The following is a 22,212-nucleotide window of genomic DNA, read 5'->3' as shown; positions in this document are numbered from 1 at the left end:
TACCTCAGAGCCATCGTCACTCAGACCGCCTGATCCCCTTCAAGCGATCGCCCTGCGGGATGTCGGCTTCCGCCTGCGCGAGAATCTGCGCTTCGCCGTGCCGCTGACGCAGGCGACGACAAGCGTGGCAGCTCTTGGCTGGACGGAGGCGTTCTTGGCCTTGAACGATACGGATTGGGGTGCGCGGGCCGGCTTCGATCGGATCCGCACTTTCGTGGGGCTGGAAGTGCCGATCGGCGGACGATCGACGGTCGAGATCGGCTACCTCAACCAAACCGCCAGCGCGCCGGGCAGCGGCGTGGCAGTCGACCATATCCTGTCGCTGAACCTGTTCGTGCGGAACTAGATCGCCCGCGGCGCAGGGGATTTCTTGGCTCGTCGGTCAGATTGACCTGATCGGACAAGTTCGGGCCGGGCCCGATGGTTTGGATGCAGCCACCGGCCAAACGCATCGTCGCCGGGATCGATCGATTCAGACGCCCCGGGCAGGTCTGGCCGCACGCCAGCCTTAGCCTGGGCCACAGCCCGACACACGGCTTGTAAGCGGTGGACGAGGCGCGAAGGGAGATCCTTCCGCCGTGATCCCGGGACGACCGGGCCGTTTTCGGACCGGCCTGGGAAAGCGTGGCCGCTTGCTGGCTGCACCCGTTGCAGCAAACACCGTCGCAGCGCCCGTCCGAAACCCTAGCCGTCGACGCCCGCCTGATCCGCCGCGTTCGTCGGCTCCAGCTCCCGGACCACGATGCGGCCGTGCTCGACCGAGAGGGCCAAGCGGCCCTGCTTCAGGGCCAGGGCCTTGTCGCCGAACAGGGTCCGGCGCCAGCCTTGCAGAGCGGCGACCTCGGCGGTGTCGTCGTCTGCGATGGCCTCCAGATCGTCCACCGTCGCGATGATCTTGGGCGCCACGGCCTCGGATTCGCACACCGCCTTGAGCAGCACCTTCAGCAATTCCACGATGGCACCGTTGCCGCCGCTCCGGCGCATCCGCTCCGGTATGCGGATGTCACCGGTGTCCCGGGTGAGGCCGCGCTCCACGGCCGCCAGGATGTCGGCTCCGGTGCGCGAACGCTCGAACCCCGCCGGGATCGTCCGCAGCCGGCCCAGGGCCTCGGCACCGCGCGGCGCCGCCGAGGCGATGTCGATCACCGCCTCGTCCTTCAGGACGCGCCCGCGGGGGACGTTCCGGGTCTGCGCTTCGCTCTCGCGCCAGGCCGCCACCTCCATCAGCACGGCGATCTCACGGGGCTTGCGCATCCGTCCGGAAAGCCGCCGCCAGGCCTGGGCCGGGTCGGCCCGGTAGGTTTCCGGCGAAGTCAGAACCGCCATCTCCTCATCGAGCCAGGCGCCGCGATCGGTGCGCAGCAACTCGGCGACCAGGACTTCGTAGACCTTCACCAGATGGGTGACGTCCGAGAGGGCGTAGCTGAGCTGGGCTTCGGAGAGCGGGCGCCGCGACCAGTCGGTGAACCGCGAGGACTTGTCGATCTTGGCCTTGGCCACGTCGTTGACGAGCTGCTCGTACGACACGGAGTCGCCGTAGCCGCAGACCATGGCGGCGACCTGCGTGTCGAAGAACGGCTGCGGCAGGATCCCGCCCATCAGCCAGATGATCTCGAGGTCCTGGCGGGCCGAGTGGAAGACCTTCACGGTCCGCTCGTCGGCCATCAGGTCGATGAACGGCTGCAGGTCGATGCCCGCCGCCAGGGGATCGACCAATACGCCGGTCCCATCCGGTGCCGCGATCTGGATCAGGCACAGTTTCGGGTAGTACGTCGTCTCGCGCATGAACTCCGTGTCGACGGTCACGAAGGGTTGCTCGGCGAGACGCGAGCAGACGTCGTGCAGCGCGGCGGTGGTGGTAATCAGGTCCATGAACCCGGCTATACGCAACCGGCGCCGTCATGGGGAGACGCCTGCGTGAAGGTCCCCATGTTTCACACGGTCCTTATGGCGCCCGGTCGGTCCGCCAAGGCCGTTCGCCGTCGCGCCTGAGCCTGCCGGCGGATCCGCATCGCGTCGGCCCGGCGCTGGGCATCGGCGCGCCCGAGCAGGCGGTCGAGGATGCCGGTCTCGATGCGCTCGCCCGTGGCGCCGTCGGTCAGCCGGCGGATCCGGTCGACCCGGAAGCCGCGATAGCCGCCCCGGCGGGCGTCGACGCCGCCCAGAAGCGTCCGGCCCGGACCGAGCTTCAGTTCGCGCGCCGACAGGGAGCGGTTGCTCCAGGCACCGGTCGCGTCTTCGTAGACCAAGTCGAAATGCCCCGCGAGCGGCAGTGTGCGCCAAGCGCCGGACGGGCTTTCGACGGGCCCGGCGGGCCGGCCGACAGAAACGGAAAAAGCGTTTTGGCTCATGGACATCATATGGGGATCGCGGGTCCCGTCCGGTAGGTCGGCGGCCCGGTTCGGCACGGGTTTCCGGCGTCGCGTGCTTGACTTGGGGGGCCTCGCGTGAATGGTGCCGGCCTTCCCAGAGAAGAAGCCCGTCATGCACCGTTACCGTTCCCACACCTGCGGGGCGCTCCGCCCGTCCGACGTCGGACAGACCGTCCGGCTCTCCGGCTGGTGCCACCGCATCCGCGACCACGGTGGCGTGCTGTTCATCGACCTGCGGGACCATTACGGGCTCACGCAATGCGTGGTCGATTCCGACTCGCCCGCCTTCAAGGCCGCAGAGGTCGCGCGCTCGGAATGGGTCGTGCGCATCGACGGGCGCGTGCGCACCCGGCCCGCCGGCACCGAGAACGCCGAGCTGCCGACCGGAGCGGTCGAGGTCTACATCGACGATCTGGAGGTGCTGGGCCCGGCCGGTGAGCTGCCGCTGCCGGTCTTCGGCGATCTCGAATACCCGGAGGAGACGCGGCTGCGGTACCGCTTCCTCGACCTGCGCCGGGACAAGCTCCACGCCAACATCATGAAGCGCGGGGCGATCATCGACGCGCTGCGCCGCCGGATGCGCGACGGCGGCTTCTTCGAGTTTCAGACACCGATCCTCACCGCGTCGTCGCCCGAGGGCGCGCGCGACTACCTCGTGCCGTCCCGGGTCCATCCCGGAAAGTTCTACGCGCTCCCGCAGGCGCCGCAGCAGTTCAAGCAGCTGACGATGATCGCGGGCTTCGACCGCTATTTCCAGATCGCGCCCTGCTTCCGCGACGAGGACGCCCGGGCCGACCGCTCGCCGGGCGAATTCTACCAGCTCGATATCGAGATGAGCTTCGTCACCCAGGAGGACGTGTTCCAGGCGGTTGAGCCGGTCCTGCGCGGCGTCTTCGAAGAGTTCGCCGAGGGCAAGCGCGTCACCAAGGCGTTCCCGCGCATCACCTTCGCGGATTCCATGCTGAAGTACGGCGTCGACAAGCCGGACCTGCGCAATCCCCTCATCATCGCCGACGTCACCGACGAGTTCGCCCGGGACGACGTGGCGTTCAAGGCCTTCAAGGGCGTCATCAGTGCCGGCGGCGTGGTCCGGGCGATCCCGGCGACCGGAGCCGCGTCGCAGCCGCGCTCGTTCTTCGACAAGCTCAACGACTGGGCCCGCTCAGAGGGCGCGCCCGGGCTCGGCTACGTCGTGTTCGAGGACGACGGCGGCCAGCTCACCGGCAAGGGGCCGATCGCCAAGTTCATCCCGGCCGAGGTCCAGGCCCTGATCGCGCAGAAGACCGGCGCCAAGGCGGGCGACGCGGTGTTCTTCTCCGCCGGGACCGAGGCCAAGGCGGCGGCGCTCGCCGGCAAGGCCCGCATCCGCATCGGCGACGAACTGGGCCTCTGTGACAAGGACCAGTACGCGTTCTGCTGGATCACCGACTTCCCGATGTACGAGTGGAGCGAAGAGGAGAAGCGGATCGACTTCTCCCACAACCCGTTCTCGATGCCGAACATCGACCGCGAGGACTTTTTGGCGCTCGACCTCGATGCCCTGGCCACAGAGGGCCAGGACGGCGAAGTCACAAAAAGAATCTTGGGCATCAAGGCGTTCCAGTACGACATCGTCTGCAACGGCATCGAGCTGTCCTCGGGCGCGATCCGCAATCATCGCCCCGACGTGATGCAGAAGGCCTTCGCCATCGCGGGCTACGGCCACGAGGTGCTGGAGCAGAAGTTCGGCGGCATGCTCAACGCCTTGCGCATGGGCGCCCCGCCGCACGGTGGCATCGCCCCGGGAGTCGACCGCATCGTCATGCTCCTGTGCAACGAGCCGAACATCCGCGAGGTCGTGCTGTTCCCGATGAACCAGCGCGCCGAGGACCTGATGATGGGCGCGCCCTCCGAGGCCACGCCCAAGCAGCTGCGCGAGCTGCACATCCGCCTGAACCTGCCCGAGAAGAAGGCGTAAGCGCAGGCGGACCGGTCGCGCCGTGGCGAGCCTCGTCGCGGTCGTCGTCGCCCATGACAGCGCCGACGTGCTGCCGGCCTGTCTGGCGGCACTGGCGCGGCAGCACGTGCCGGCGATCGTGGTCGACAACGCCAGCCGGGACGCCTCCGTTTCAGTCTCGGAGGCCGCCGGCGCGCGGGTGATCCGCAACCCCCGCAACGAGGGCTACGGCCGCGCCAACAATATCGGCGTCGCCGCGGCGGAGACGGCGGAGCGGGTCCTCGTCGTCAACCCGGACGTGGTCCTGCAGCCTGGAGCCGTCGATGCGTTGCTGGCGGCGGCCGCCGCTTGGCCGGATGCGGGCCTGCTGGCGCCGCGCCTGGTCGAGCCGGACGGGCGGTTCTTCTACCAGGCGCGCTCACTGCTGGCGCCGTACCTTCCCAACCCGGGCGGACGCCCGGCCCTGCCCGAGGGCGATGCCTGCGCCCCGTTCCTGTCCGGGGCCTGCCTGATGATCGCGCGGGCCCTGTTCCTCGACCTCGGGGGCTTCGACCCGAACATCTTCCTGTTCTACGAGGACGACGACCTCTGTCGGCGCGTGGCGGATGCGGGCCGCGCCCTCGTCCATGTCCACGGCGCTGTGGCGCTGCACGGCCGCGGTCGCTCGTCGGCGCCGGAGCCCGGACGGGTTTTCCGTTCGCGCTGGCATCAGGCCTGGTCGCGGGCCTATGTCAGCCGCAAATACGGCCTGCCCGACCCGAGCGTGTCCCACCTCATGACCAACCTGCCGAAGGCCGGCCTCTCGGCGCTCGTCCTGCGCCGGTCCGGGTTGGAGCGGTACGGCGGCTCCGCGTCCGGCGCCCTCGCCTTCCTGCGCGGCCGGGACGCCTTGGCCCGCGAGGGGCTGCGCTGATGGCCGGCCTCACGATCGCGACCGCCCTGGCGCGCGGCCGCAACGGCTTCACCGGCCTGCGCTTGGTTCTCGCGCTGGCGGTGGTCGTCTCGCATGCCTTCAGCGTCGCCACCGGGGCCGCGGGCGACGAGCCGCTGGCGCGGCTCACCGGCTACACCCTGGGCGAGCACGCGGTGAACGGCTTCTTCGCGGTCTCGGGGTTTCTCGTCACCATGAGCTGCGATCGGCGCGGGCTCCGGGACTACACGCTTGCCCGCGCCCTGCGGATCCTCCCGGGCTTCGTCGCCGCCACCATGGTCGTTTCCCTGCTCCTCGGAGCCGCGATGACGCGCCTGCCGCTGGGCGAGTACCTGCGCGATCCCGCCGTCTGGTCGTTCGTGCGCGGGACGCTGACCGCCTTCAAGAGCAACGCCGCCCTGCCCGGCGTCTTCGAGGCCAACCCGTATCGGGCGCCGCTCGGCACGATCTGGACCCTGAAATACGAGTCTCTCTGCTACCTGGGCGTGCTGCTCGCCGCCCTGTGCGGCCTCCTCCGCCGGCGGATCCCGGTGCTCTTGATCGTCGCGGGGCTCGCCGTCGCCCTGACGGCCGCCACAGCTTGGCGTGGCCCCGAGTTGCCGAAGGGTCTGGAGACGGCCCTGCGGCTGCCGCTCATCTTTTCGGCCGGCGCCGGACTGTATCTGTGTCGCGACAGCCTGCGCGTCTCGAGTGTCGTCCTCGCCGGCCTGGCCGTCGCGGCCACGCTCCTCGCCCGAACGCCGGCCTACCCGACCCTGCTGTTCCTGGCGGAAGCCTACGGCGCCGTGTGGCTCGCCCTCGGGCCGATGGCGCGCGGCCTGTTCGATCCGAGGGCCGACCTGTCCTACGGGATCTATCTCTACGGCTGGCCGATACAGCAGAGCCTGCATGCCCTCTGGCCCGAGCCCTCCGGCCTCGCCCTGCTCGCTCCCGCGCTCGCGGTGACGCTGCCGGTGGCGGCGCTGTCCTGGTACGGCATCGAACGGCCGGCACTGGCCCTCAAGGCGCGGGCGCTCGGCCGACGCAGCCTCGGCACGATCGAGCCTGCCGGGCCGTGAGCACCCTCCCCCCATCGGCCGCGCTGGCCCTTGCGGCGCGGCTTCTGGAGGCCGAGGGCTTCGCCATCGTCGCCCGGAACGAGCGCGGTGACAGCCTCTATCTCGCGCTATCTAAGAGCCCCTGGCACCTGCGTCTGTCGAACCATGCACGAACCGCCAAGCAGCGCGCCCGGCGCAATGACATCCTGACGAGCCTGATCATCGATGCGCCCCGCTCTCCGGATCAGGTTCATACGCTGGTCCTGGGGGCATTGAAGAACTTCAGCGCGGCACTGACTCTACGAGAGGCTCAAGCCTCGACCTCGGCCTCGGGCTCGCGAAAGTAGGGTTCGACGGTCCCCTTCAGCTTCACGGTCATCGGGTTGCCGGCCCGATCGAGGGTCTTGCCGGCCGAGAGGCGGACCCAGCCCTCGCTGACGCAATATTCCTCGACGTTGGTCTTATCGACGCCCTTGAATCGCACGCCGACGCCGCGCTCCAGCATGGCCTCGTCGTAGAACGGGCTGTTCGGGTTCGCGGCCAGGCGGTCGGGAGGCGTGTCGGTCATCGTCCGGATCTCGGGTCGGTTTCGTGTGCGGCCCCGCGCGCGTCCGGCAGGGCGAAGGGCTCGCCGGTACGGGAATCCGGCTCGGCGCGCAACGCCGCGAGCAGGTCGGCGATCTGCCCGCTCTGCAACAGCGGCACCAGCCGCGTCACCGTCGCGTGCGGCCGGTCCCACCAGGCGGTCTCCACCAGCGCCGCCACGGTGGCCTCGTCGAAGCGGCGGCGGACCACCCGGGCCGGGTTGCCGGCGACCACCGCGTAGGCCGGCACGTCCCGGGTCACCACCGCCCGCGCCGCCACCACGGCGCCGTGCCCGACCGTGACGCCGGACAGGATCATGCAGCCGGACCCGAGCCAGACATCGTGCCCGATCACCACGTCGCCGCGCGACGCGTGGTAATCCGCCGGGGCGCGCGCATCCGGGAACAGGCGGCGCATCGCCGCGAACGGGTAGGTGGAGGCCCAGTCGAGCCGGTGGTCGCCGCCGAGCAGGATCTCGACCTTGTCGGCGATGGAACAATAGCGGCCGATCGTCAGGCGACGGCCGCTCTCCGGGAAGCGCACTTTGGGACGCCCGTACGAGTAAGCGCCTATGGAGAAGCCGTGCGCGCGCGCCAGCGCGGCGAGGTGGATCCGCGTCTCGTTATGCGGGTTGCGCCCCCTACGCAGCCGGTGCAACAGACCGGTCACGATGGGATCCGGCGCGGTGCGCGACCGCGTCGTCTCCGGGAAAGCGGGCGAGCTGGAAGGTGAGCGATGGCCGATAACATGTCCGAGGACCTCAAGGCCGGGGCGCTCGTCTACCACCGCCTGCCGCAGCCCGGAAAGCTGGAGATCCAGGCGACCAAGCCGCTCGGCAACCAGCGCGACCTCGCCCTCGCCTACTCGCCCGGCGTCGCAGCCGCCTGCATGGCGATCTACGACGACCCGCAGCAGGCTGCCGAACTGACGATCCGCCAGAACCTCGTGGCGGTGCTCACCAACGGCACCGCCGTCCTCGGCCTCGGCGATATCGGCCCGCTCGCCTCCAAGCCGGTGATGGAGGGCAAGGCGGTCCTGTTCAAGAAGTTCGCCGGGATCGACGTGTTCGACATCGAGGTCGACCAGAAGGACGTCAACAAGCTCGTCGATGTCGTCTGCGCGCTCGGGCCGACCTTCGGCGGCATCAACCTGGAGGACATCAAGGCGCCGGAGTGCTTCGAGGTCGAGGAGCAGTGCCGGGCCCGGATGAACATCCCGGTCTTCCACGACGACCAGCACGGCACCGCGATCATCGTGGCGGCGGCTGTCCTCAACGGCCTGGAACTCGCCGGCAAGGCGCTCTCGGATGTCCGCATCGTCACCTCCGGCGCCGGCGCGGCGGCGCTGGCCTGCCTCAACCTGCTCGTCTCGCTCGGTGCGACCCGGGAGAACATCACGGTCACCGACATCAAGGGCGTGGTCTACAAGGGCCGCCCGGAGCTGATGGACCGCTGGAAGGACGTCTACGCCCAGGAGACCGAGGCCCGCACGCTGGCCGAGGTGATCCCCGGCGCGGACGTGTTCATCGGCCTCTCGGCCGGCGGCGTCCTGAAGCCCGAGCTGCTGGAGAAGATGGCGGACAAGCCGCTGATCATGGCGCTCGCCAACCCCTATCCGGAGATCATGCCGGACCTCGCGCAGGCCAAGCGTCCCGACGCGATGATCTGCACGGGCCGCTCGGACTTCCCGAACCAGGTCAACAACGTCCTGTGCTTCCCCTACATCTTCCGTGGGGCGCTCGACGTCGGCGCCACCAGCATCAACGAGGAGATGAAGCAGGCGGCCGTGAAGGCGATCGCGGCGCTCGCCCGCGAGACTCCTTCCGACGTGGTCGCCCGGGCCTATGGCGGCGAGGCACGGCCGTTCGGCCCGGAATCGCTGATCCCGAGCCCGTTCGACCCGCGCCTGATCGTGCGCATCGCCCCGGCGGTGGCCAAGGCCGCGATGGATTCCGGCGTCGCCGGCCGGCCGCTCACGGATTTCAACGCCTACGTCGACAGCCTCGACCGGTTCGTCCACCGGTCCGGCCTCATCATGAAGCCGCTGTTCTCGAAGGCGAAGGCCGACCCCAAGCGGGTGATCTACGCTGAGGGTGAGGACGAGCGGGTCCTGCGCGCCGTCCAGGCGATCGTGGAGGACAAGGTCGCGTTCCCGATCCTGGTCGGGCGCCCGCGCGTGGTCGAATCGCGCCTGAAGCGCTTCGGCCTCTCGATCCAGGAGGGTCGCGACTTCGAGCTGATCGATCCCGAGGACGATCCCCGCTACCGGGCCTACGTCCAGACCTACCTGGACGTCGCGGGCCGGCGCGGCATCACCCCGGACGCGGCCCGCACCCTCGTGCGCACCAACAACACCGTGATCGGCGCGATCGCGGTCCGCCGCGGCGAGGCCGACGCCCTGATCTGCGGCCTGGAGGGCCGGTTCGAGACCCGGCTGAGGATCATCCGCGACGTGATCGGGCTGGCGCCGGGCATCGCCCAGTGCGCCGCCATGAGCCTGATCGTGACCAGCGAGGGCGCGTACTTCCTGGCCGACACCCATGTCCGCCAGAACCCTACGGCGGAAGAAATCGCCGAGGTCGCCCAGGCCTGCGCCGGCCATGTCAGCCGCTTCGGCCTGACGCCCAAGATCGCCCTGCTGAGCCACTCGGATTTCGGGCAGTCGGATTCGCCCTCGGCGATGAAGATGCGGGAGGCGCTGGCGCTCCTGCAGGCCCGCGACCCGGACCTGATGGTCGACGGCGAGATGCAGGCGGATTCGGCGCTCTCCGAACTGGTGCGCGACCGGGTGCTGCCGGGTTCGCGCCTCAAGGGCGCGGCCAACGTCCTGATCTTCCCGAACCTGGATGCGGCCAACATCGCGTTCCAGTTCGCCAAGGTCCTGGCGGACGCGCTGCCGGTCGGGCCGCTGCTGATCGGCCCGGCCAAGCCCGCCCACATCCTGACGCCGTCGGTCACGGCCCGCGGCATCGTCAACGTCACCGCCGCCGCCGTGGTCGAGGCGCAATCCGAGGCGGCGCCCCTGCCCGGGGGCGAGACCGGCGCCGGGATGATCTCGGAGTAAACGGAGCGGCTTATCCCGACGGCTCCGGCTGCCGGGATCGTTCGGGGTCGTGCCTTCAGGCCGCCCGGATGGTGTCGAGGAAGCGGGACACCTCGGCGGTGAGGTGTTCGGATTGCCGCGACAGGTCGGTGGCCGCGCCGAGCACCTGGCTCGCCGCCTTCCCGGTCTCCTCCGCGGCACTCGCGACCCCGGCGATGTTGCTGGTCACTTCCCCGGCGCCCGCCGCCGCCTGCCCGACGTTGCGGACGATCTCCTGGGTCGCGGCCCCCTGCTCCTCCACCGCCGCCGCGATCGAGGTCGCCACGGCGTTGATGTCCTGGATCCGCGCCGTGATCGTGCCGATCGCCGTCACGGCCTGGCCGGTCGAGGCCTGCACCCGGGCGATCTGGCCGGAGATCTCTTCGGTCGCCTTCGCGGTCTGCTCGGCGAGCGCCTTCACCTCCGAGGCGACCACCGCGAAGCCGCGCCCGGCCTCCCCGGCCCGGGCCGCCTCGATCGTGGCGTTCAGTGCCAGCAGGTTGGTCTGGCCGGCGATGTTCGAGATTAATCCGACCACGTCGCCGATCCGCGCCACGGCGCTGCTCAACTCCTGCACCAGCGCGCCGGTCTGCCCGGCTTCGGTGACCGCCCCCAGCGCCAGCTTGGCCGACCCGTCGACCTGTCGGCCGATCTCCTGGACCGAGGAACCCAGTTGCTCCGAGGCGGCCGCTACGGTGTTGACGTTGCTGGCCGCCTGCTCGGCCGCGGCGGCCACCGTGGTGGACTGGCTGGCCGTCTGCGTCGCCGTGGCCGTCAGGGTCTGGGCGGTCGCCTGCAGCTCGGCGGCCGAGGACGAGACCTGCCCGATGATGCCGCCGACCGCCGTCTCGAAGGCCTCGGCCATCTGGCGAATGCCGGCCTTGCGTTGCTCCTCGGCCGTCAGCCGGGCCTCGGCGGCCTCGGTTTCGAGCTGACGGGTCCGGATCAGGTTGTCCTTGAACACCTGCACGGCCGCCGCCACGGGCCCGAACTCGTTGCGATAGAGCCCGACCGGCACCTCCACGGTGGCGTCGCCTGCGGCCAGCTCCCGCATCGTCGCCGACATCGTCCGGATCGGCCGCAGCACGCCGACGAAGATGACGACGAGGCCCAAGCCGACCAGCAGGACGACCGCCGCGAGGGCGGCGACGTTGCGGATCAGGATGCCGCGTGCCGCATCGGCCAGGAGTTCGGCGTGCCCGATCATATCGTCGAGGCTCGCGTACGCGAGATCGACGATGGTGGCCTGCGTCTCGGTATTCCGTTGCCGCAGCTCCTGGAACGTCACGCTCGGCGGCGTTCCCTGGCTGAGGGCATCGAACACGGCCTTCGCGATGGCCGCGTTCGCGCCCTGGAAGTTCTGGGCGTCGGCGGTCCGGAACGCGGACCGAACCTTATCCGAGACGGAAGAGGCTGCCTCGGTGGTGGCGGCCCAGGCGGTCTGCAGCCGCGCGCGTTCCTCCGCGGCGGCGACGGTCTCCGGCAGGGTCCAGGAGGTTCCGGCCGCCAGGGATGTCTGAACCCGCAGGGCGACGTTCCCGATCGCGACCCGCGACGCCCAAGCTGCGCGCTTGAGGCCCAGATAGCGCTGCAAATCGGCGTCCGAACGGGGGATGGCGCCGTCCACGGCGTCCGTGGTGGCGGTCAGCGCATCGAGAAGCTCCTGATAGGCGGTGAGCATCGCGGGCATCAGCGTCGCGTCGCGCTGATCCTTGGGGAGGCGCAGGGCGGCGTCGATCCGGGGGCGCAGCGTGTTCACGGCCTCGTGCGCCGCGTTCAGCCGTGCAACTGTCGCGGTCACCGCCGGGACGTCCTGCTGGCGCAGGAGGTCTTGGGCCCTGGCGAAACTCTCGATCATCGCCTGCCGGTTCGTGGCGATCGCCGACAGCGTGTTCGGCCCGGCCGGCTCCTGGCTACCCAGGGCAAGCGTCGAGCCGCGTTCGAGACGCAGCGGCAGGATCGTCTTGAGCAGGCGCCGGCTCGCATGGGCCAGGGTGACGGCCCGATCGGCTTGCTCGGCCTGCGTGCGCGCATTGATGGGCGCGCTGGTCGTATAGCTCAGCAACATCACCGCCAGAGCGGCGATCACCAAGCACAAAAGCGTCTTTATCGAGAACCGTCCAAGCCAACGCATGATCAAAATCCAATGGCCGCGCCCGGCCTCTGCAGATCATGATACCTAAAATCGAATCTCGATGCACCGTATCGTACAAAAATGCTTAATCTGCTATATTAATTGTTCTCATAATATAAAAACTACAATGAAATGACCTATAGTTTCCCTTTATCAGACATCGCATAGTCCAGGATTGCTGAAACATCATTGCATCACAGAAGAGAATTTTTTGCTGGGCCACATCCCTTCACTATCACAGCGGCCATGCTGCGCGTTTGTCACAAGCAGCGCTTTCTGGCCGCCCTCCGCGACACGATGACAGGACTGCCCATCCGGACATGCCCCCGGACGCGGGCTGGCGTATCAGGCCGCTGCGGCGCGCCACCGCCCGATCCCGCTCCCCAGAGGTCGCGCCTCACGGGTCAGGTGGCGGCGTCGATCTCGATGCGCCCGTCCGTCCCGACCACACGGCCGAGCGCGCGCACCCGGTTCAGAAGGCGGTCGCTGGCAAGCGCGGCCCAATCCCGCGGCATCCGCAGCGTGACGCGACCGTCCTCGACCAGGAGCGGCGCCCGGGTGAGTGCGCCGTCCATGCCGGCCGAGATCGGAAACGCCACCCGGAGCATCGCGCCGAGGAGGCGGGCCCGCTCGAACAGGCGCGGCCCCGCCACGGTCCTGAGGATCGGGTTGGCCTTTTCCGGAGCCAGGCCGCTGTGGCGGAGCGAGACTGAGAGGGCGAGATAGGCCCGTCCCGGATGGTCCACGCCCACGAAGGCGGCGTTCTGGATCGCCGCAATGCTCTGCTCGTCGCGGTAATCGGGATGCGCACGCCAGCCGACATCCGAGAGGAGGCAGCCCGCATGGCGCAGGCGGCGCTCGTCCGCGGTCTCGGGGCCGTCCAGCGTCGCCACGAACCGGTCCGTCCAGGCGATCAGCTCCTCGCCGTGGCGCGGCGCGCGGGCGCGCAGGGCGTTGAACTCCGCCGCCGAGGCGAGAAGCGGATCGACCAGACGCGTGTCGCGGTCGAGCTGCTCGAACAGCAGGCCCTCCCGAACCCCGGAGGCCGAGATCGCGACCTCCCGCGGGCGTCCGACCCGGATGATCTCTTCGAGGACCACGGCGCCGTAGGCCAGGAGCGGGCGGCGGGCCTCCGAGATCGTCTCGACGTCCTGGAGCAGCCCGACATCCGTCTGCTCGACGATCTGCAGGAAGCTCATCTCGTCGGTGGGTTCCACCGCGTAGCCGTGCATGACGTGGACCGGGTAGCCGCGCGCGGCCTGATGCAGCCGCGCCAGGGCGCGCCAGGTGCCGCCGACGGCGTAGAAGGTCCGGCCGCGCAGGGTCTCGAGCTGCGGCTCGGCCTTGCGCATGTGCTCGCGCACGATCTTGGCGGCCTTCTTGATCGACCCGCCGGAGAGGTCCTGCAGGGCGAGGCCGCCGAGCGGCATGGTCACGCCCTGGCCGACCACGGTGCCGCGCACGTCCACCAGTTCGAGGGAGCCGCCGCCCATGTCGCCGACGACGCCGTCCGGCGCGTGAAAGCCCGAGATCACGCCCATGGCGGACAGCTCCGCCTCACGGCGCCCCGACAAAAGCTGGATCTCCTGGCCGCAGGCAGCCTCGGCGGCGCGCAGGAAGTCCGGCCCGTTCTCGGCGTCCCGGGCCGCCGCCGTCGCCAGCACGAACACCCGGCCGACCCGCATGGTCTCGCACAGCACGCGGAACCGTCCCAGGGCGGTCAGCGCCCGGTTGACCGCGTCCTCGTTGAGCCGGCCGGTGGTCAGGACGTTGCGGCCCAGGCCGCACAGGACCTTCTCGTTGTAGAGGGGCGTCGGCGCACGGCTCAGGCCGTCATAGGCCACCAGCCGCACCGAGTTCGAGCCGATGTCGATGATCGCCACCGGCGGCCGCGGATCGCGCGAAGGCCGGTCGGCGGAATGCGCGAGGGTGAGGTTGGCGCGAGGGCTGCCCAAACGTCCGAGTCCTTGATGGAGCGTGGCCGACCGGACCGGCGGGCCGCGCGTGCATTCCGGAGCCGCGACCAAGATCGGCTCCACGTCGATGATACGCTGCGCTCGCGGCGGAACCGGGATCCCTGGCGACGGCGCAAGCTCTAAGCCCAATCGGGCCGGCAGGGCAACGTTTCGTCCGCCCGGCCATTTTGCCGGACGGATTTTCCGGACGCAGAACCGCACAACACGGTCTCGAAACCTGTCGAGCGTCCTGCGCATCGGCCTGTGTACTTAAGCGCGCTGAGCCCGACGGCTCAGAGCGCGCGGGCTCGACTTCTTCGAGGCCTTACCCCGGCCGGAAAGACTCGGATTCGTCATGAAATACTTGTGCGCATTGAACGGTTCTTCGCCGTCCGCGGGCTGGATCCGCTCGCAGCCCCCCGAGGCGAGCAGGCGCCAGCTTTGACGGTTGTCCAGGAGGTTGGCCAGCATGATCTGGTCGAGGACCTGCTGGTGCACGGTGGGATTCGTGATCGGCAGCATGGCCTCGACCCGGCGGTCGAGGTTGCGGCTCATGAGGTCGGCCGACGAGATGTAGATCGTCGCCTTCGGGTGCGGCAGCCCGACGCCGTTGCCGAAGGCGTAGATCCGCCCGTGCTCCAGGAAGCGCCCGACGATCGACTTGACCCGGATCGTCTCGGACAGCCCCGGGATGCCCGGCCGCAGGCAGCAGATGCCGCGCACCACGCAATCGATCTGCACACCGGCCGAGGACGCATCGTAGAGCGCGTCGATGATCTGCGCGTCGACCAGCGAGTTGCACTTGATCCAGATCGCCGCCGGCCGGCCGGCCTTGGCGTGGGCGACCTCGGCCTCGATGTTCTCCAAGAGCCGGTTCTTCATCGTCAGGGGCGAGACCGACATCCGCTCCAGTTCGGCGGGCTCGGCGTAGCCGGTGATGAAGTTGAAGATCCGCGAGACGTCCCGGGCGATCGCCGGGTCGGCCGTGAAGAACGACAGGTCCGTGTAAACGCGCGCCGTGATCGGGTGATAGTTCCCGGTGCCGACATGGCAGTAGGTGACGAGCTTGTCGCCCTCGCGCCGGACCACCAGCGACAGCTTGGCGTGGGTCTTCAGCTCGACGAAGCCGAACACCACCTGCGCGCCCGCCTTCTCGAGGTTGCGCGCCCAGCGGATGTTGGCCTCCTCGTCGAACCGCGCCTTCAGCTCGACGAGCGCGGTGACCGACTTGCCGAGTTCGGCGGCCTCCGCGAGCGCCGCGACGATCGGGGAGTTCGACGAGGTGCGATAGAGCGTCTGCTTGATCGCCACGACGTTCGGGTCCCGGGCCGCCTGGGCCAGGAACTGCACAACCGAATCGAAGGATTCGTAGGGGTGGTGGACGATGAAGTCCTTCTGGCGGATCGCCGCGAACACGTCGCCGCCGCTCTCCCGGATCCGCTCCGGGAAGCGCGGGTTGTAGGGCTTGAACTTCAGGTCCGGCCGGTCGATCCCGACGACCTGCGACAGCTCGTTGAGGGCGAGCATGCCCTCGATCAGGAAGATCGCGTCCGCGGAGATCTCAAGCTCGTCGGCCACGAAACTGCGGAGATCCTCCGACATGCCGGATTCGACTTCGAGGCGGATCACGACGCCCCGGCGGCGCTGCTTCAGCGCGGTCTCGAAATGCAGGACGAGATCCTCGGCCTCCTCCTCGATCTCAAGATCCGAATCCCGCACCACCCGGAACGCGCCGCTGCTCTTGACCAGGTAGCCCGGGAACAGCCGCCCCGTGAACATTCCGATCACCTGCTCGATCGAGATCAGGCGCGCGGCGGTCTCGCTCTCGCTGGTAGGCAGGCGGACGAACCGGTCGATGACGCCGGGAACCCGGATCAGGGCCCGCAGCAGCCGGCCGTCGCGTGGCCGCACCAGCGCCAGCGCGATGGTGGTGCCGAGGTTGGGGATGAACGGGAACGGGTGCGCCGGATCGATCGCGAGCGGCGTCAGGACTGGTGAGACATGATTGAGGAAGTATTCCTCCAGCCAGGCGGCCTGCTCGGCGGTGAGGGCGGCGGGCTCGACGATCTCGATCTCGGAGGCCTGCAGTTCCACCCGCAGCTGGCGCCAGCGCGCCTGCTGGTCGGCGGCGAGCCGCGCCACCTCGATACCGATCCGGTTCAGTTGCTCGGACGGCGTCAGCCCGTCCTGGGACGGGAGCGTCAGACCGGCCCGGACCTGGTCGATCAGGCCGGCCACGCGGACCATGAAGAACTCGTCGAGATTGTTCGCCGAGATCGACAGGAAGCGCAGGCGCTCCAGCAGCGGATGGTTCGGGTTGGAGGCTTCCTCCAGCACCCGGCGGTTGAACTGCAGCCAGGACAGCTCGCGGTTCACGAAGCGCTCGGGGGAATGACGCAGCGAGCGTCCGGCCTCGACCACGGGTTCCCGCGCCGCGCCGGCCGGCAGCTCCGCCGGTGCCGCCGGGACGGCAGGCCATTCGTCGGCGGTGTCGATCGGTACGGGCTTCGTCTCGGCGGCTGCACCGCTTGCGGCGGCGGCCGTCGCATTCGGTCGGGCGTCGCTCGGCACCGCTGCCTTCTTCACGGTTGCGCTTTTGGCGGCCGCGCTTCGCGAGGCCGTACGAGAGCCGGGAGCGCGCGGACCCGGGGCCGGTGCGCTCGAATCGGCTGTGTCCTCGGGTGGTACGCGCGACGCAGCCGTGCGGTCGGCCGGCGCGCGTCTGACGGCGGCGCGGCGGGGGGCCGGATCGGTCGCGTCGGGCCGACGGGGCTCCGCGGCCTCGTCGGCGGCGTCGCGGTCCATGGGCTTCTGCGTCGATTCCATTCCGATTCCTGTCCTTGCCGATGCCGGCGCGTCTACCATTCTACACCCGTAGCTTTCACGACGCTTTCGTGACGGCCACGGGTTTCCGCTTCTACGCCTCCGGATCGACCTCGTCGTCGAAGCCCATGCGGCGTAGCACGGCCAGCGCCAGGGGGCGGCTGATCCGCCGTCCGCGTCCGAGCGCGTCTCGGTCGAGTTCGGCGACGAGATCCCGCGCCCGTCCCAGGGAGCGGTCGATCCGCAGCGCCAGCGCCTCGATCACGCTGAGATCCACCACCAATTGCCGGTCGACGAACAGCTTGACCAGGACGGCGCGCAGCAGCGCGTCGTCCGGTGCCTCGATGGCGATGCTGGGCGCCAGGCGCAGCCGGGAGCGCAAGTCCGGCGTCGCGAGGCCCAGGGCGTCGATGCCGGAGGCGCTCGTCAGCAGGACCGGGCAGGCCCGCTCGCGGGCGCGGTTGAGCAGATGGAACAGGGCCGCCTCGTCCCGCCCCTCCGCGCGGTCGATATCCTCGATGACCAGCGCGCCGTTCGAGACGAGGTGCTGGACCGCGTCCGCCCCGATCTCGGAGGCGGCGGCCGTCCAGGCATGGGCGCGCTCGGCCCAGATCGCCGCGAGGTGGCTCTTGCCGCTGCCCGAGGGGCCGGTCAGCACCAGCACGCTGTCGGGCCAGTCCGGCCAGGCCTCGACCAGGGCGTAGGCCGCCTCGTTGGCCGGCCCGACCAGAAAGTCCTCGCGGCCGTAGCGGGGATCGAGCGGCAGGTCGAAGGCCAGTTGCCGGGGTGGTGCGTTTTCGCGCATGGGGTGCCCAGATCGATCGCTCAGGATGACCGCGTCGAGGTGGCGGTCAAGGTCCGGCCGGCCTCGTCGTTCAGGTCGATCAGCACCGGTTGCTCGGCATGATAGAGGCGGCTCTGGAGGTAGCGCTTCAGGGCGAAGCGCACGAGCACGCCGAGCGAGGCCGCCACCGGCACCGCGAGCAGCAGGCCGACGAAGCCGAACAGGGTTCCGAAGGCGAGCAGCGCGAACATCAGCCAGACCGGGTGCAGGCCAGTGGACTCGCCGACCAGCTTGGGCGCGATCACGTTGCCTTCGAGGAACTGGCCGATCAGGAACACCCCCACCGTCAGCCCGAGGTGCAGCCAGTCCGAGGACGGCCAGAACTGCACCAGCGCGACGCCGACCGAGAGCATGAAGCCGGTAAGCGTCCCGACATACGGGATGAACGTCAGGAGGCCGGCGATCAGCCCGATCAGGACCCCGAAATTGAGCCCGACCAGCCAGAGGCCGACGGCGTAGAAGCTGCCGAGGATCAGGCAGACCAGGGTCTGACCGCGCACGAAACCGGTGATCGCGCCGTCGATCTGACGGGCGAGGTCGCGCACCGTCGCCCGGTGCCGGGGCGGCACCCAGTTGTCCAGGGCCGCCATCATCCGATCCCAGTCGACCAGGATGTAGAAGGCCACGACCGGGGTCACCACCAGCAGCGACGCGATCGAGATCAGCGCCTGGCTGCCGGACCAGATCGACTTGAGGAACGCGAGAAGCCACGCGCCGCCCTGGCTCGCCAGCGTGCCCACGGAGGATTGCAGCTCGGTCAGCACGTTGTCGCCGCCGACGCGCTCCAGCAGCGGCCCGGCGCGCTCGGCGATGATCCCCTGGAGCCGCGAGACCATCGCGGGCAGCGCGTTCACCAGGCCCGCGACCTGGTTGGCCGTCAGCGGGATCAGGATCAGCAGCGACACGATCAGCGCCACGACGAACAGCGCCAGGATCAGCAGGCTCGCGGCGAGGCGGCCGAGGCCCAGGCGCTCGAGGCGGTCGGCCAGCGGATCGAGCAGGTACGCCAGCGCGATGCCGGCCACGAACGGCAGCATCACCTCGCGCAGCAGGTAGACCAGGAGGCCGAGGGCGACGAGGGCCCCCAGCCCGATGACAGCCCGTGCGCGCATGTTGTCGTCCCCCCACGGGCCGCATAGCACGCCCCGTCGCAGAGTGGAGATCGGGCCCGCCTCGATCAAGGCGCGCCAGCCGACTCGCGCGGCGCGCTGGAAGCCGCTAGAGCGGACCCGATGATGACCGGGACGACGCTGGCATGACCGCCAAGGATGGACAGGGACTGACCTACGCGGAGGCGGGCGTCGATATCGACGCCGGCAACGCCATGGTGGAGACGATCAAGCCGCTGGTGCGCTCGACGCGGCGGCCGGGGGCGGATGCCGAGATCGGCGGCTTCGGCGGCCTGTTCGATCTGAAGGCCGCGGGGTTCCGCGACCCGATCCTGGTGGCGGCCAACGACGGCGTCGGCACCAAGGTCAAGATCGCAATCGAGACCGGGCGCCACGACACGATCGGCATCGACCTGGTGGCGATGTGCGTCAACGACCTCGTGGTCCAGGGCGCCGAGCCGCTGTTCTTCCTGGACTACTACGCGACGGGCAAGCTGGTGCCCGGCGTCGGCGCCGACATCGTGCGCGGCATCGCCGAGGGCTGCCGGCAGGCCGGCTGCGCGCTGATCGGCGGCGAGACCGCCGAGATGCCGGGCCTCTACGACGGCTCGGACTACGACCTCGCCGGCTTCTCGGTCGGCGCCGCCGAGCGCGGCACGCTGCTGCCGAAGCCCGGCATCCGGCCCGGCGACGTGGTGCTCGGCCTGCCCTCCTCCGGGGTCCATTCCAACGGGTTTTCGCTGGTCCGCCGGATCGTCGCCAAGACCGGCCTCGGCTGGGATGCGCCGGCCCCGTTCGATCCGTCGAGGAGCCTCGGCGACGCCCTGCTGGAGCCCACCCGGATCTACGTGAAGCCCCTGCTCGCCGCCCTGGAGGCGACCGACGGCATCCGGGCGCTGGCCCACATCACCGGCGGCGGCTTCCCCGACAACCTGCCCCGGGTGCTGCCGGACGATGTCGGCATCGCCATCGACCTCGACGCCATCACCCCGCCTGCGGTGTTCGGCTGGCTCGCCCGCGAGGGCGGCGTCGCCGAGGCGGAGATGCTGCGGACCTTCAACTGCGGCATCGGCATGGTGGTGATCGCCGCCGCCGACGCGGTCGACGACGTCGACGAGGCCCTGACCCGGGCCGGCGAGGCGCCGGTGCGCCTCGGCCGGATCACCGCGCGCGGCCCCGAGCCCGTGACCTTCAGCGGACGCCTCGCGCTCTGATGGCCGCCACCGGCAAGACCCGCGTCGCGGTCCTGATCTCGGGCCGCGGCTCGAACATGGTCGCGCTGATCGAGGCCGCGAAGGATCCGGCCTATCCGGCCGAGATCGTGCTGGTCCTGTCGAACCGCCCTGACGCCGCCGGCCTCGCGCGGGCGGCGGCGGCCGGGATCCCCGCCCGGGCGATCGACCACACCGGTTTCCGGGATCGGGCCAGCTTCGATGCCGCCCTCGACGCCGAACTCCGGGCGGCCGACGTCGACCTCGTCTGCCTCGCGGGCTTCATGCGGATCTTCACGCCGGACTTCGTGGCCGGCTGGGCCGGGCGGATGCTCAACATCCACCCCTCGCTGCTGCCGCTGTTCAAGGGCACGCACACGCACAAGCAGGCGCTCGACGCCGGCGTGCGACTGCACGGCTGCACGGTGCATTTCGTGGTGCCCGAACTCGATGCCGGGCCGATCGTGGCGCAGGCCGCGATCCCCGTACGCCAGGGCGACGACCCGGACAGCCTCGCCGACCGGGTGATCGTCCAGGAGCGGCGGCTCTATCCCGCGGTGCTGGCGCTGGTGGCCGGCGGACACGCCCGGCTGGAGGGCGATCGCGTCGTCATCGCCGACGCGGCACCGGACGGCGTCCTGTTCAGCCTGTAACGGGGATTCCGAAGGGACAAGTCCCTTCGGCGGGGTCCGGGGCAGCGCCCCGGGAGGGTCAGATCGGCCGCTGCAGCTTGCAGCTGTCGAGGGCCGAGAGGGCCTTGGCGCGGGCGGAATCGTTGAAGTAGCCCGTGGTGCGGTAGGCCTCGACCTCGGATTCGTCGAGGCTGCGCAGGGTCTGACGGGCGTAGCAGCCGCAGGGACGCTCGAGGGACGCCTCGGTGGCGCTGGTCAGCCGGGCCTGGACGACCGTGCAGGCGTGGCGCACGCGGCCTTCGAGGCTGGCCTTCGTGGCCGTCTTCAGCGCCGGATCCGGCTCGTACTGCTGGAACGGGGCCGGGGATCCGCCCGCGAGGGCGGCGGTCGCGCCGATCGCGATCAGGCCGGACGCGATCAGCAGGGGCAGGCGGCGCATCGTCATGGTCTTGGCGGTCCAGGGCTGAGGGTCAATTAACCTCGGCCGTTGGACGCCGCCGGGCGCCGCCCCGTCAATGGCGGACCGGACACACCGGGCGGCATTCACCCCGCTGCCGGGGGGAATGCGACGGGATGGCGGAACGGTGTGCCCGACCCGCCACCCCGGTCTCCGGATCAGGCGGCGATATCGGAATCCTTGAAGAACTGCGCGATCTCGAGCTTGGCGTTCTCCGCGCTGTCCGAGCCGTGCACGGTGTTCTCGCCAACGGACTCGGCGAACCGCTTCCGGATCGTACCCTCGGCGGCCTGGGCCGGGTTCGTGGCGCCCATCACTTCGCGGTACTTGGCGACGGCGTTCTCGCCTTCGAGCACCTGCACGACCACCGGGCCGGAGGTCATGAAGCTGACGAGCTCGCCGAAGAAGGGCCGCTCCTTGTGGACCTCATAGAACTTTTCGGCCTGCTCCTGGGTCAGGCGGATGCGGCGCTGGCCGACGATGCGCAGGCCCGCCTCCTCGATCACCGCGTTCACGGCGCCGGTCAGGTTGCGCCGGGTGGCGTCGGGCTTGAGGATCGAGAAGGTGCGCTCGGTGGCCATGGTGTGTCCGGTCTGTTTGTGAAAAAGGCGGAGGGTGCGCGCCGGGCTGACGGGCGCATCTCAGGGGCGAAAATTTCGCTTCCGCCGCAGGCTTATAGCGGGCGCCCTACCGGTCCTCAAGCTGCGCGCCCGGTCGAACTCACGCGGTCGCGCCGGGCGTCTTCTTCGGACGAACGGACTTCTTTCGCGCGCCGGATGCCGGGATGTCGAAGGTCGCGTCCGGCTTGCCGGGCAGGCTGACCACGATTCTGGCCTCGCCTCCGAGCGCGGACGCGATGCGGGCGATCGTGGAGACCTGCATGGCGGCGGAGGGGTTCCGCTCAAGCTTCGCCACATAGGCCTGCGATGTGTCCAGCGCCTGCGCGAGTTCGGCCTGCGTCATCCCCACCGCGCGCCGAAACTGCGCGAGGGTCCGGCTCTCTTGAATGAGATCGTCCGCGTGGGCGCGGATGTCCGCCTGCTCTTCCGCGGAGAACTCGGCCAAGATGTCGGCGAGCGGCATGCGGGTGCCGGGCTTTGCAACA

20 protein-coding genes are annotated in these 22,212 nt (G+C 69.9%); 8 read left to right on the top strand and 12 right to left on the bottom strand.

Translation table 11 applies throughout. From position 1 onward, the window contains the following. Positions 1 to 346: DUF2490 domain-containing protein (locus tag MFF40_RS14450; RefSeq protein ID WP_238260964.1), on the top strand; the 346-nt coding region annotated here is incomplete at its 5' end. 338 nt (positions 347 to 684) lie between these two features. Here the strand turns inward: MFF40_RS14450 and rnd are convergent. Together rnd and MFF40_RS14440 are read right to left on the bottom strand one after the other, a co-directional pair. Next, complete coding sequence (gene rnd, locus MFF40_RS14445; protein WP_147853293.1) at positions 685 to 1,872, bottom strand: ribonuclease D; 1,188 nt, start codon at positions 1,870 to 1,872, stop codon at positions 685 to 687. A gap of 62 nt (positions 1,873 to 1,934) precedes the next feature. After that, positions 1,935 to 2,351 (bottom strand): hypothetical protein, encoded by a 417-nt coding sequence (locus MFF40_RS14440; RefSeq protein ID WP_187277613.1) that lies wholly within the window; start codon positions 2,349 to 2,351, stop codon positions 1,935 to 1,937. A gap of 133 nt (positions 2,352 to 2,484) precedes the next feature. Here MFF40_RS14440 and aspS point away from each other — a divergent pair, with 133 nt between their 5' ends. Genes aspS through MFF40_RS14420 form a run of 4 tightly spaced genes read left to right on the top strand, consistent with a single transcriptional unit; the run spans position 2,485 to position 6,623 of the window. Further along, entirely contained in the window at positions 2,485 to 4,329 is a 1,845-nt protein-coding gene (gene aspS, locus MFF40_RS14435; RefSeq protein ID WP_147853292.1) for an aspartate--tRNA ligase, read from the top strand. Positions 4,330 to 4,351: 22 nt separating this feature from the next. After that, positions 4,352 to 5,221, top strand: a complete 870-nt coding sequence (locus MFF40_RS14430; RefSeq protein ID WP_147853291.1) for a glycosyltransferase family 2 protein — start codon at positions 4,352 to 4,354, stop codon at positions 5,219 to 5,221. Next, positions 5,221 to 6,297, top strand: a complete 1,077-nt coding sequence (locus MFF40_RS14425; protein WP_147853290.1) for an acyltransferase family protein — start codon at positions 5,221 to 5,223, stop codon at positions 6,295 to 6,297. The genes MFF40_RS14430 and MFF40_RS14425 overlap by 1 nt, the downstream gene beginning before the upstream one ends. Beyond that, complete coding sequence (locus MFF40_RS14420; RefSeq protein WP_147853289.1) at positions 6,294 to 6,623, top strand: hypothetical protein; 330 nt, start codon at positions 6,294 to 6,296, stop codon at positions 6,621 to 6,623. The genes MFF40_RS14425 and MFF40_RS14420 overlap by 4 nt, the downstream gene beginning before the upstream one ends. On the opposite strand, the gene MFF40_RS14415 is transcribed toward MFF40_RS14420, so the two are convergent. Further along, positions 6,587 to 6,844: a DUF3297 family protein gene (locus MFF40_RS14415; RefSeq protein WP_147853288.1), complete on the bottom strand. Its 258-nt coding sequence runs from the start codon at positions 6,842 to 6,844 to the stop codon at positions 6,587 to 6,589. The genes MFF40_RS14420 and MFF40_RS14415 overlap by 37 nt on opposite strands. Further along, positions 6,841 to 7,518 carry a CatB-related O-acetyltransferase gene (locus tag MFF40_RS14410; protein ID WP_147896552.1) on the bottom strand — a complete coding sequence of 226 codons (678 nt, stop codon included), beginning with the start codon at positions 7,516 to 7,518 and terminating at the stop codon, positions 6,841 to 6,843. The genes MFF40_RS14415 and MFF40_RS14410 overlap by 4 nt, the downstream gene beginning before the upstream one ends. Before the next feature lie 78 nt (positions 7,519 to 7,596). Here MFF40_RS14410 and MFF40_RS14405 point away from each other — a divergent pair, with 78 nt between their 5' ends. Continuing rightward, positions 7,597 to 9,924: an NADP-dependent malic enzyme gene (locus tag MFF40_RS14405; RefSeq protein ID WP_147854831.1), complete on the top strand. Its 2,328-nt coding sequence runs from the start codon at positions 7,597 to 7,599 to the stop codon at positions 9,922 to 9,924. A gap of 55 nt (positions 9,925 to 9,979) precedes the next feature. Here MFF40_RS14405 and MFF40_RS14400 read toward each other — a convergent pair whose 3' ends face one another. The 5 genes from MFF40_RS14400 to MFF40_RS14380 form a co-directional block, all read right to left on the bottom strand. Next, on the bottom strand, positions 9,980 to 12,076 hold the full coding sequence (locus MFF40_RS14400; RefSeq protein WP_238260962.1) for a methyl-accepting chemotaxis protein: 2,097 nt from the start codon (positions 12,074 to 12,076) through the stop codon (positions 9,980 to 9,982). 404 nt (positions 12,077 to 12,480) lie between these two features. Continuing rightward, positions 12,481 to 14,031 (bottom strand): exopolyphosphatase, encoded by a 1,551-nt coding sequence (gene ppx, locus MFF40_RS14395; RefSeq protein ID WP_147854833.1) that lies wholly within the window; start codon positions 14,029 to 14,031, stop codon positions 12,481 to 12,483. 270 nt (positions 14,032 to 14,301) lie between these two features. Next, the gene (locus MFF40_RS14390) at positions 14,302 to 16,602 is read right to left on the bottom strand and encodes an RNA degradosome polyphosphate kinase (protein ID WP_147854834.1); all 2,301 of its coding nucleotides are present in this window, start codon (positions 16,600 to 16,602) and stop codon (positions 14,302 to 14,304) included. Between the two features lie 346 nt (positions 16,603 to 16,948). Continuing rightward, on the bottom strand, positions 16,949 to 17,659 hold the full coding sequence (locus MFF40_RS14385; RefSeq protein WP_147856977.1) for a P-loop NTPase family protein: 711 nt from the start codon (positions 17,657 to 17,659) through the stop codon (positions 16,949 to 16,951). Positions 17,660 to 17,679: 20 nt separating this feature from the next. Then, positions 17,680 to 18,810 carry an AI-2E family transporter gene (locus tag MFF40_RS14380; RefSeq protein ID WP_147856978.1) on the bottom strand — a complete coding sequence of 377 codons (1,131 nt, stop codon included), beginning with the start codon at positions 18,808 to 18,810 and terminating at the stop codon, positions 17,680 to 17,682. Between the two features lie 143 nt (positions 18,811 to 18,953). On the opposite strand from MFF40_RS14380, the gene purM reads away from it, so the two are divergent. Both purM and purN read left to right on the top strand, forming a co-directional pair. Continuing rightward, complete coding sequence (purM, locus tag MFF40_RS14375) at positions 18,954 to 20,021, top strand: phosphoribosylformylglycinamidine cyclo-ligase (RefSeq protein WP_147896524.1); 1,068 nt, start codon at positions 18,954 to 18,956, stop codon at positions 20,019 to 20,021. Beyond that, on the top strand, positions 20,021 to 20,671 hold the full coding sequence (gene purN, locus MFF40_RS14370) for a phosphoribosylglycinamide formyltransferase (RefSeq protein WP_147856476.1): 651 nt from the start codon (positions 20,021 to 20,023) through the stop codon (positions 20,669 to 20,671). Before purM ends, purN begins: the two co-directional genes overlap by 1 nt. A gap of 58 nt (positions 20,672 to 20,729) precedes the next feature. Here the strand turns inward: purN and MFF40_RS14365 are convergent, their stop codons facing one another. From MFF40_RS14365 to MFF40_RS14355, 3 genes are all read right to left on the bottom strand, one after another. Further along, positions 20,730 to 21,095 carry a hypothetical protein gene (locus tag MFF40_RS14365; protein WP_238260957.1) on the bottom strand — a complete coding sequence of 122 codons (366 nt, stop codon included), beginning with the start codon at positions 21,093 to 21,095 and terminating at the stop codon, positions 20,730 to 20,732. Between the two features lie 170 nt (positions 21,096 to 21,265). Continuing rightward, complete coding sequence (gene ndk / locus MFF40_RS14360) at positions 21,266 to 21,688, bottom strand: nucleoside-diphosphate kinase (protein WP_147856474.1); 423 nt, start codon at positions 21,686 to 21,688, stop codon at positions 21,266 to 21,268. Between the two features lie 139 nt (positions 21,689 to 21,827). After that, a complete protein-coding gene (locus MFF40_RS14355; RefSeq protein WP_187277853.1) occupies positions 21,828 to 22,190 on the bottom strand; it encodes a helix-turn-helix domain-containing protein in 363 nt (120 codons plus the stop codon). Positions 22,191 to 22,212: the final 22 nt, after the last annotated feature.

This window comes from Methylobacterium mesophilicum (genome assembly GCF_022179445.1).
In the GTDB taxonomy this organism is placed as follows: domain Bacteria; phylum Pseudomonadota; class Alphaproteobacteria; order Rhizobiales; family Beijerinckiaceae; genus Methylobacterium; species Methylobacterium mesophilicum.
The sequence above is the reverse complement of the archived record's forward strand: the minus strand, read 5'-3'. Positions and strand labels throughout refer to the sequence as shown.

Excerpts from the sequence above, each read along its gene's own strand:
- rnd (WP_147853293.1), bottom strand. The coding sequence starts at position 1,872 with ATGGACCTGATTACCACCACCGCCGCGCTGCACGACGTCTGCTCGCGT.
- MFF40_RS14440 (WP_187277613.1), bottom strand. The coding sequence starts at position 2,351 with ATGAGCCAAAACGCTTTTTCCGTTTCTGTCGGCCGGCCCGCCGGGCCC.
- aspS (WP_147853292.1), top strand. The coding sequence starts at position 2,485 with ATGCACCGTTACCGTTCCCACACCTGCGGGGCGCTCCGCCCGTCCGAC.
- MFF40_RS14425 (WP_147853290.1), top strand. The coding sequence starts at position 5,221 with ATGGCCGGCCTCACGATCGCGACCGCCCTGGCGCGCGGCCGCAACGGC.
- MFF40_RS14415 (WP_147853288.1), bottom strand. The coding sequence starts at position 6,844 with ATGACCGACACGCCTCCCGACCGCCTGGCCGCGAACCCGAACAGCCCG.
- MFF40_RS14405 (WP_147854831.1), top strand. The coding sequence starts at position 7,597 with ATGGCCGATAACATGTCCGAGGACCTCAAGGCCGGGGCGCTCGTCTAC.
- MFF40_RS14400 (WP_238260962.1), bottom strand. The coding sequence starts at position 12,076 with ATGCGTTGGCTTGGACGGTTCTCGATAAAGACGCTTTTGTGCTTGGTG.
- MFF40_RS14385 (WP_147856977.1), bottom strand. The coding sequence starts at position 17,659 with ATGCGCGAAAACGCACCACCCCGGCAACTGGCCTTCGACCTGCCGCTC.
- MFF40_RS14380 (WP_147856978.1), bottom strand. The coding sequence starts at position 18,810 with ATGCGCGCACGGGCTGTCATCGGGCTGGGGGCCCTCGTCGCCCTCGGC.
- purM (WP_147896524.1), top strand. The coding sequence starts at position 18,954 with ATGACCGCCAAGGATGGACAGGGACTGACCTACGCGGAGGCGGGCGTC.
- purN (WP_147856476.1), top strand. The coding sequence starts at position 20,021 with ATGGCCGCCACCGGCAAGACCCGCGTCGCGGTCCTGATCTCGGGCCGC.
- MFF40_RS14365 (WP_238260957.1), bottom strand. The coding sequence starts at position 21,095 with ATGACGATGCGCCGCCTGCCCCTGCTGATCGCGTCCGGCCTGATCGCG.
- ndk (WP_147856474.1), bottom strand. The coding sequence starts at position 21,688 with ATGGCCACCGAGCGCACCTTCTCGATCCTCAAGCCCGACGCCACCCGG.
- MFF40_RS14355 (WP_187277853.1), bottom strand. The coding sequence starts at position 22,190 with ATGCCGCTCGCCGACATCTTGGCCGAGTTCTCCGCGGAAGAGCAGGCG.